We start from the raw sequence: 6560 nt of genomic DNA on the forward strand, positions 1-6560 counted from the left end.
AGCAAATATCTTAAGAAAGGTAGCGGCGACACTGGGATTTAATCTTAGTGGAGTCAGTAGGGGTGCTTTGACTACGCCCTTAAGGTTCAGATTCTGGACTCTTAAAGAATCCCACGCTCTAAAGAGCGTGGGAGTGTCAACTTCAATCGTTTGCTCAATTTCTTCTGGAGTAACATCGGGCTGGAGTTCAATTAAGACAATATGATGAACGGGGGGTTCTGAAGGGGATGGGGGTTCGGGATTACTTGCGATCGCCACTGTTGGGTTCATCTGACCCAGTTTAAACGCAGCCACAATTAATAATCCACCCAACGGAGTTAAAGGAATTTTAGCCACTGAATTAACCTCGGGATTTCTTCCCTGGGAAAGGGGTAAAAAAGGAAGGGGCGACTGCTGTTGCCCCTTCCCTAAATGCTACTCAGCTTCTGGTTCGGCTGTAGAATCCACGGACGGTTCGGCTGAAGAATCGACGGACGGTGCGGGTGCTGGTGACTCCGGTGCCACTTCCGGTTGCGGGGTTGCCGGAACCACTGGGGCGACTTGTTGCGCTTGTTGCTGAATTTGATCCCGATACTGCGGGGGTGCTAATTGGGCCGCCGTTTCAAAAAGGGGTTTAGCCTCAGCCATTTTCCCTTGATTTTGCCAGACGATCGCCTTGGCATAGATGGGACGAAAATCCTCGGGTTCAGCTTTCATAGCTTCATCGTAAACCGCGATCGCCTCCTCATAACGCAGTTGGTCGGCATACACCTGACCCAAAATCACTTGAACCGAAACCACATCAATGCTTCCCGGCTGAATTTGATTGGCTTGGGGAGCCGTTTTGAGGGTATCCTCAAGCAGCCCGATCGCAGCTTCGGGACGGCTTTCCATCAGCAAAAGATTGACATAACCCTGGAGGGCATTAATATTACCCGGTTGGGTTTCCAAAATTGAGCGATAGACCGTAGAAGCCCCATCGCGATCGCCGATTTGTTGCTTGCCTTGGGCCAACAGGACCGCATAATCCGTCCGTGCGGGATTGATGGCCACTAATTTTTCCAAAGCGGCGATCGCCCCGGGGATATCCTGTAACTTGAGTCGAGTCTCCAAAAGTCCGCGCAGGGCCGTCTCATTATTCGGTTCCCGCTGCACCACTAATTCATAACCCCTAGCTTGAGCTTCCAAATCCCCCTGCTGCGAATTTGGGGTCGTTGTTGGGGTGGCTGCTGTGTTAGATGAAGTGGTTTGTGCAGCTCCCATCACGCCATTAACAATCGGCGTAATAATTGGCGCGAGACCAATTCCCACAAAGGCAACGAGCCCCAGGATCAAGACGTACAACTTCCATCGCCCCAGCTTTTCTGACACTATAAAACCTCTAACTCTATCCACATTTTAATCAACATCGGCAGTAACCGCAGGGATTCTTAAAAGAATTAACTCCTTTGAATCGGGGTGATGATTGTAGCTGAATTGGCAGACAACAGCGAACCCACAATCATTTCAGGAGTGATTCACGAACCCGATGGAGTAGCGATCGCCCCTTCATCCACCCAACCAAAGCGAGAAAAGCCGACTCAATGCTATCTTGATCAGGAGTGCGTTTTAACACCGATCTGCATTAAACAACCCTAGTTTCCGGCATTACGCCACGAGCAAGCATTGACAGAGCGTACCCCAGATCGACTAGATTTGACGGGTATGAATGCTGTGCGAGCCAGTAAAAAGCCGAAACCATGCGGATTTGGCCCTAGCAGCCTTGCATTTTAGGTAAAATCAGCAGCCTGATGGGAAGTAAGCCCCTGTCCTCGGACCGTGGCTATCTTCCTCACCTTATGTTAAGTCAGGATGCAACCAGCTTAATTCTATAGAACCTGTCAAATTCAGGTTTAGAATCATAAAGCGTTTTTCAAGTTAGCTGTCACCGGATGTGTCTCCGCCGCCAGGAGGTTTTATGAATTCCTCTCCCAATCAATTCCCAAGCTCCGCTAATACTCCAGAAGCAGGCCAGTCTGATCCTAGCGTTCAGGCCAATCCGCCCGACTTCTCCCCTAGCCCTGCGACAACATCATCGGAACCGCAATCGGTCACCGAATCCAAGGAACTGCCCGATCGCGAGGCTGTGCCGAACGATTCGGCTGGGACAGTGATGCGGCCTCATCCGATTCCCCTGCCTTCTGAACCGAAGCAATATCGGGCGATCGGATTGGTCTGCGGTCGCTATCAACCCTCGGAAGAACAATTTACCCGAGGGAATTTAATCACCCCAGAAGGAACAGCAATTGATGCGGTTTTACTGGGTAAAGTGATGAGTTTGGTCAAAAATCATCTCAGCGATGAAGAAGATCACCTCTGGGTGGTTTATCCTCGCACTAGACAGAAAGAAAAGACCTTGCACGTCCAAATTATGGGAGTGTGGGAACCGGATAAACTAACCCACGCCCCCTCAGAATCCCCGGCCCAGACGACCGAAGCGACAGCGACGGTCACCGAGGGTTCATCTCAGCCGGAAGAACCGGGCGAGTTAGAGATTCAAGATGGGTATTTTTCCATTCGTGGCGAGGTCATTTTTCAATCTCAGGACGAGGAATATATCGTCGTTAAAATCAAGCAAAGCCCTAAAGATTCTGACACCAAACCTAAGTTTTTCAAGTTACAGCTTGAGGGGACTTTACCTGGAAAAGCCGTCGGGCATTTTTGGGACTTGCACGTTAAGCGTCAGGAAAATTCTCTGCTGATTGAGCAGGGGAACGACATGGGATCGATTGCACCTAAAAAGAAAAAGCCCTTTAAAGGGAAAGGGGGTAAACCGGGCGGCAGCAATCGCCCCTACAAGAGTTCGGGACGCCCAGTCCCCAACCCGACGGTTCAGCAAACCGCCGCCCCCCGGACCGAACCGCTTCCCAAACCCGTCAAGCGGAATCAACCCCAAAATCAGGAATAAGCCATTGATCAGGGTTGGGTTTGAATTCCCTCACCGGAATTCTCTGCTGTAGACAATCCTCCGGGTGGATTATTCCAAGCTCAGTTGAGACCCCCACAAATTTTGGGGTAAAAACGAGCGGTCCATCGGCAGAGGGATGACAGGTTCCGTCAGGGTAAACTCCCCAGATTCAATCCATTGCTTTAATTCCAAGGCAACTTGACGGGAAAAGAAGATACTGGCTAGAGGTGCCGTCCGCACGGGTTTGCCTTCCAGGGTAATCCGACCCGTTTTAAGCTGGGCGTAGCTGACTAACCCAAAGGTCGGACGAACCCGCCGGGGGATGGAGAAATCCACAATCGGGGCAACTACATCTTGGTCTTGCACTGCACAGTGCAGGACCACTTGCTCATTGAGGATGGGTAACGGGACTCCGACGCCCAGCATTAAGGAGGGACCGTAATTGTGGAAGTAGCAACCCCGCACCCATCGCGGATTCATTTGTTTGGCATCTCCAATTAAGGCTAAGGTGGCCGCAGGGCCAATCGGCGTCTTATTGGGTAGGCGTTTTTGCTTGGGAAAGTGCTGAGTCCCTTCCCAAGCAACATAGCCAATTCCGCCCCCTAAAAAAATCCGGGTTCCCGGACCAATCAGGTCAAGTTCGGGGTCGTTGAAGAGGGGCGAAATAGCGCCCGGGTTGGAATAGACGGCATTCCCGAGATGGGGTTGTAATGGACCGAGGTAGGTAAACAAGGGTCGATCGCCCCCATTCACTCCTACAATAAAATTTTGGTATAAGTTCCGAGGATTATATAAATAAAACTGGTTAATGGTGTCCTTGGTCAGGGTAGTTTCAAAGGAGGCCCGGGGATAGCAATCCGTTACTTGTCCGATCGCCCGCAGATGAATCGGTTTCCCCGCAATTAAATCGGCGATCGCATGACCCCCTCCCCGTTCTCGGATTTCCTCTCCATCTTGAGCTTCCGCGACTTCGGTCGCCCCCAAATACAAATCCACCGCCCCAAAACCCGAATAGGCGGGAACTCCATCTAACCAACATCGCCGAATTTTAATCGGGGGGTCCGTATGTCCCAGGTTGATAATCGCCCCAGATGACTCCATCGGTTCAAAGGTCCCCGTCGTCACCACATCCACTTCCTTGGTCACCGCCGGGATGCCCTTTTCCAGAACCCGCGCTTTCAGTTCTTCTACAGTCCAAACTACCGCTTTCTTATGGCGGATTTTGTCATTAATTTCGGCAATCGTTCGCATAGCTTGGGTTCTCTAATATCGGAATTAATTCGGATAATTTTTTGACTATTGTTAACGAATTCCTCCCTGATTGCGGTTAGGGTTTTGGTGTTATTGGGGCGAATTTTAAGATAAAAATCCGGTTAAAAGACAACTGTTTAAAGGAGTTTAACCCTTATTCCGGTTGGGGTTGTTCCTGAAAATCGGGTCCCGATTTGACCTCTGGGGAAATCAGTGGGCGATCGCTTCGGTTGGGGCGATCGTCCCAAGGGTCATAGTCTAGGGGGGATAGATCCTGACTCGACGACAAGCAATGCACTGATTCGGTTTCAGTTGGGGTGTCAACCGGGGCGATCGCCTCCAAGCGTCTTGGGCGTCTGGTTGCAAAGGGTTTACGCCATCGGTCTAATATATCTTTCACTAAGGTTTCTTGAAGCCAAACCTGAAGCACTAAGGTTAAGGGTAGGGCTAGAAATAACCCTAAAAAGCCAAAAATTGAAGCAAAAAAGACTTGCGCGATTAAGGTGACCGCAGGCAGTAAAACAATCTGCTCGACCATCATATAAGGAGTCAGGAAATTACTTTCTAACTGCTGAATGAAAATATACAACGCCAGTACAGCCAGGGATTTCCAGGGTGCATCCAACAGAGCGATCGCCATTGGCGGAATTACACTTAATGCCGGTCCAATATTTGGGATAAAGGTTAACAAACCCGCTAATACTCCATTCGCTAAAGCCAGCGGAACTCCCAAAATTAATAGGCCAAGCCAGCTTAATACCCCAATCACCATCATGTTAAACAGAATGCCAATCAGCCATCCGCCTAACGCCACATCGCAGCGATCGAGAATTCCATCAACTCGCCATCGGTAAAACGAGGGGAAAATTCGCACGAAGGCACTCCGGTAAGATTGAGGACTGCTCACCATCATTAAAGCTAGAACTAAGACTAATAAAAAGCTTAATAATCCCCCAAAAGTACCGCCGACAAATGCCCCGGCTCCTCCTACTAATTGATTAGCTAAAGGTTGAAGTTGTTGAACGATACTATTAACATCGGGTAAATATTGATTCAACTGCGGCGGGACTTGGGTTCTAAATTGATAAATTAAATCATTTATTTCTGCAAATCCCAAAGTCAGGAGTTGGATGAGTTGTTGAAACTGAGTGGCAAATGGAGGCACAATCAGCCAAAAAAAGCTCACCAAAACCAGGAGTAACAGGAGGATGGAAACCATGACGGCCCAACCCCGTTTGATGCCAAACCATTGCAACCGGCGAGCGAGTCGATTTAAGGCGGTCGCTAAGACGACTGCCGCAAAGAGGAGTAATAAAATTTCTCGGATTTGCCAGAGAATATAGAAAGAAATAAAAATGGCTAATAAGCCCATCCATTGACCTAAATTCACTGCGATCGCTCCCTCCCATCTAAGCTATTTCAGCTAACCCCGGTTTGTCTCGACCCTAAATCAGGGGTTCCAATCTTCAGCAGATTGACCCTAGGGGATTGTACTTGATACTCAATATAGCCTCAACTGGGTCTTGTCGCTTTAAAAGCACTCCAATGACTTGTGCAGAGGCGATCGCACCAAACCCTCCGATCCTTTAACTCAAAAGGACCAGTGGGTCCCCAGCCCCCTTAATTCTGTGGATCCTGGAAATACAGTCGCCAACTCAGGACCCCGAAGACGATCGCTGCCGGTGTACAAACCAGAAGCAAGGCGATCGGCGAGGTATCTGGAATCTCCAGCAGAGGACCCCCATATTTGATAGCAGCAGAAACGATGGCTGAGGCCACCATCACCTTGACGATAAATATAGTATTACTACCCATTGTGATTCACGACACTTGAAAAACTTAACCGAACCTTTTACACTTAATAAAAAAAGCCGCAACAGACAGAATTAAACGGACTGTCTCCATACATCTATAAGTAAGATTGCAGTCAATCCCGGCCCTTCATCCTAAAACCCTAAAAACTGTGGCTAACAAAACTGGACCTTCGCCCGTTCTTTATTTTGTCACTTTTCTGATTCTAGCCTCCGTCGGCTACTGGTTCTTAAGTTCGCAAGAAAAAACCGCGCAAATCACGCCCAATGCTCCGATCGCCCCTCAACCCGAGGCCCCTCCGACTCTGGGGGGAAATGCGGACTTAGCAGCCATTTCGCGATCGCTGACCCCCGAGGAAAAAGCCCAGGGATTAGCAGTTGTGGCGATCGCCCGGGAGCACAGCGCCCTCGTAATCGGCATTGAAAATCCCTACACAAGAGAAACACGGTAGGGCTGGTAGCCTCGCGTCTTTAGACCGAGGTGGAAAGCCCACACGAGCGGTTTTAACCGCCTACACGACTTGATATAATCGCATCTGTCGGGTGAATCTCAACAAATAAGTGAATGTGAT

7 protein-coding genes and 1 pseudogene are annotated in these 6560 nt (G+C 49.5%); 3 read left to right on the plus strand and 5 right to left on the minus strand.

The window, feature by feature from the left end; translation table 11 throughout:
- A pseudogene (locus J0895_RS03435) lies at positions 1–336 on the minus strand (hypothetical protein); the annotation flags it as partial.
- A 78-nt stretch (positions 337–414) separates the two neighbouring features.
- Positions 415–1350: a tetratricopeptide repeat protein gene (locus J0895_RS03440; RefSeq protein WP_207086731.1), complete on the minus strand. Its 936-nt coding sequence runs from the start codon at positions 1348–1350 to the stop codon at positions 415–417.
- A gap of 87 nt (positions 1351–1437) precedes the next feature.
- On the opposite strand from J0895_RS03440, the gene J0895_RS03445 reads away from it, so the two are divergent.
- Positions 1438–1617, plus strand: coding sequence for a hypothetical protein (locus J0895_RS03445; protein WP_207086732.1), 180 nt, complete (start codon positions 1438–1440; stop codon positions 1615–1617).
- Positions 1618–1936: 319 nt separating this feature from the next.
- Complete coding sequence (locus J0895_RS03450) at positions 1937–2926, plus strand: hypothetical protein (protein WP_207086733.1); 990 nt, start codon at positions 1937–1939, stop codon at positions 2924–2926.
- 69 nt (positions 2927–2995) lie between these two features.
- On the opposite strand, the gene J0895_RS03455 is transcribed toward J0895_RS03450, so the two are convergent.
- The 3 genes from J0895_RS03455 to J0895_RS03465 all read right to left on the minus strand — a co-directional run bounded on the left by J0895_RS03455 (position 2996) and on the right by J0895_RS03465 (position 5992).
- Positions 2996–4177: a homocysteine biosynthesis protein gene (locus J0895_RS03455; protein ID WP_207086734.1), complete on the minus strand. Its 1182-nt coding sequence runs from the start codon at positions 4175–4177 to the stop codon at positions 2996–2998.
- A 154-nt stretch (positions 4178–4331) separates the two neighbouring features.
- A complete protein-coding gene (locus tag J0895_RS03460) occupies positions 4332–5567 on the minus strand; it encodes an AI-2E family transporter (RefSeq protein ID WP_207086735.1) in 1236 nt (411 codons plus the stop codon).
- 230 nt (positions 5568–5797) lie between these two features.
- On the minus strand, positions 5798–5992 hold the full coding sequence (locus J0895_RS03465) for a hypothetical protein (protein ID WP_207086736.1): 195 nt from the start codon (positions 5990–5992) through the stop codon (positions 5798–5800).
- A gap of 148 nt (positions 5993–6140) precedes the next feature.
- Here J0895_RS03465 and J0895_RS03470 point away from each other — a divergent pair, with 148 nt between their 5' ends.
- Positions 6141–6440: a hypothetical protein gene (locus J0895_RS03470; protein ID WP_207086737.1), complete on the plus strand. Its 300-nt coding sequence runs from the start codon at positions 6141–6143 to the stop codon at positions 6438–6440.
- Positions 6441–6560: the final 120 nt, after the last annotated feature.

It is taken from the genome of Phormidium pseudopriestleyi FRX01 (genome assembly GCF_017313335.1).
Taxonomy (GTDB): Bacteria; Cyanobacteriota; Cyanobacteriia; order Cyanobacteriales; family Laspinemataceae; genus Laspinema; species Laspinema pseudopriestleyi.

What these genes read in the sequence shown, in the direction of transcription:
- J0895_RS03450 (WP_207086733.1), top strand. Translation starts at nt 1,937, where the DNA reads ATGAATTCCTCTCCCAATCAATTCCCAAGCTCCGCTAATACTCCAGAA.
- J0895_RS03455 (WP_207086734.1), bottom strand. Translation starts at nt 4,177, where the DNA reads ATGCGAACGATTGCCGAAATTAATGACAAAATCCGCCATAAGAAAGCG.
- J0895_RS03465 (WP_207086736.1), bottom strand. Translation starts at nt 5,992, where the DNA reads ATGGGTAGTAATACTATATTTATCGTCAAGGTGATGGTGGCCTCAGCC.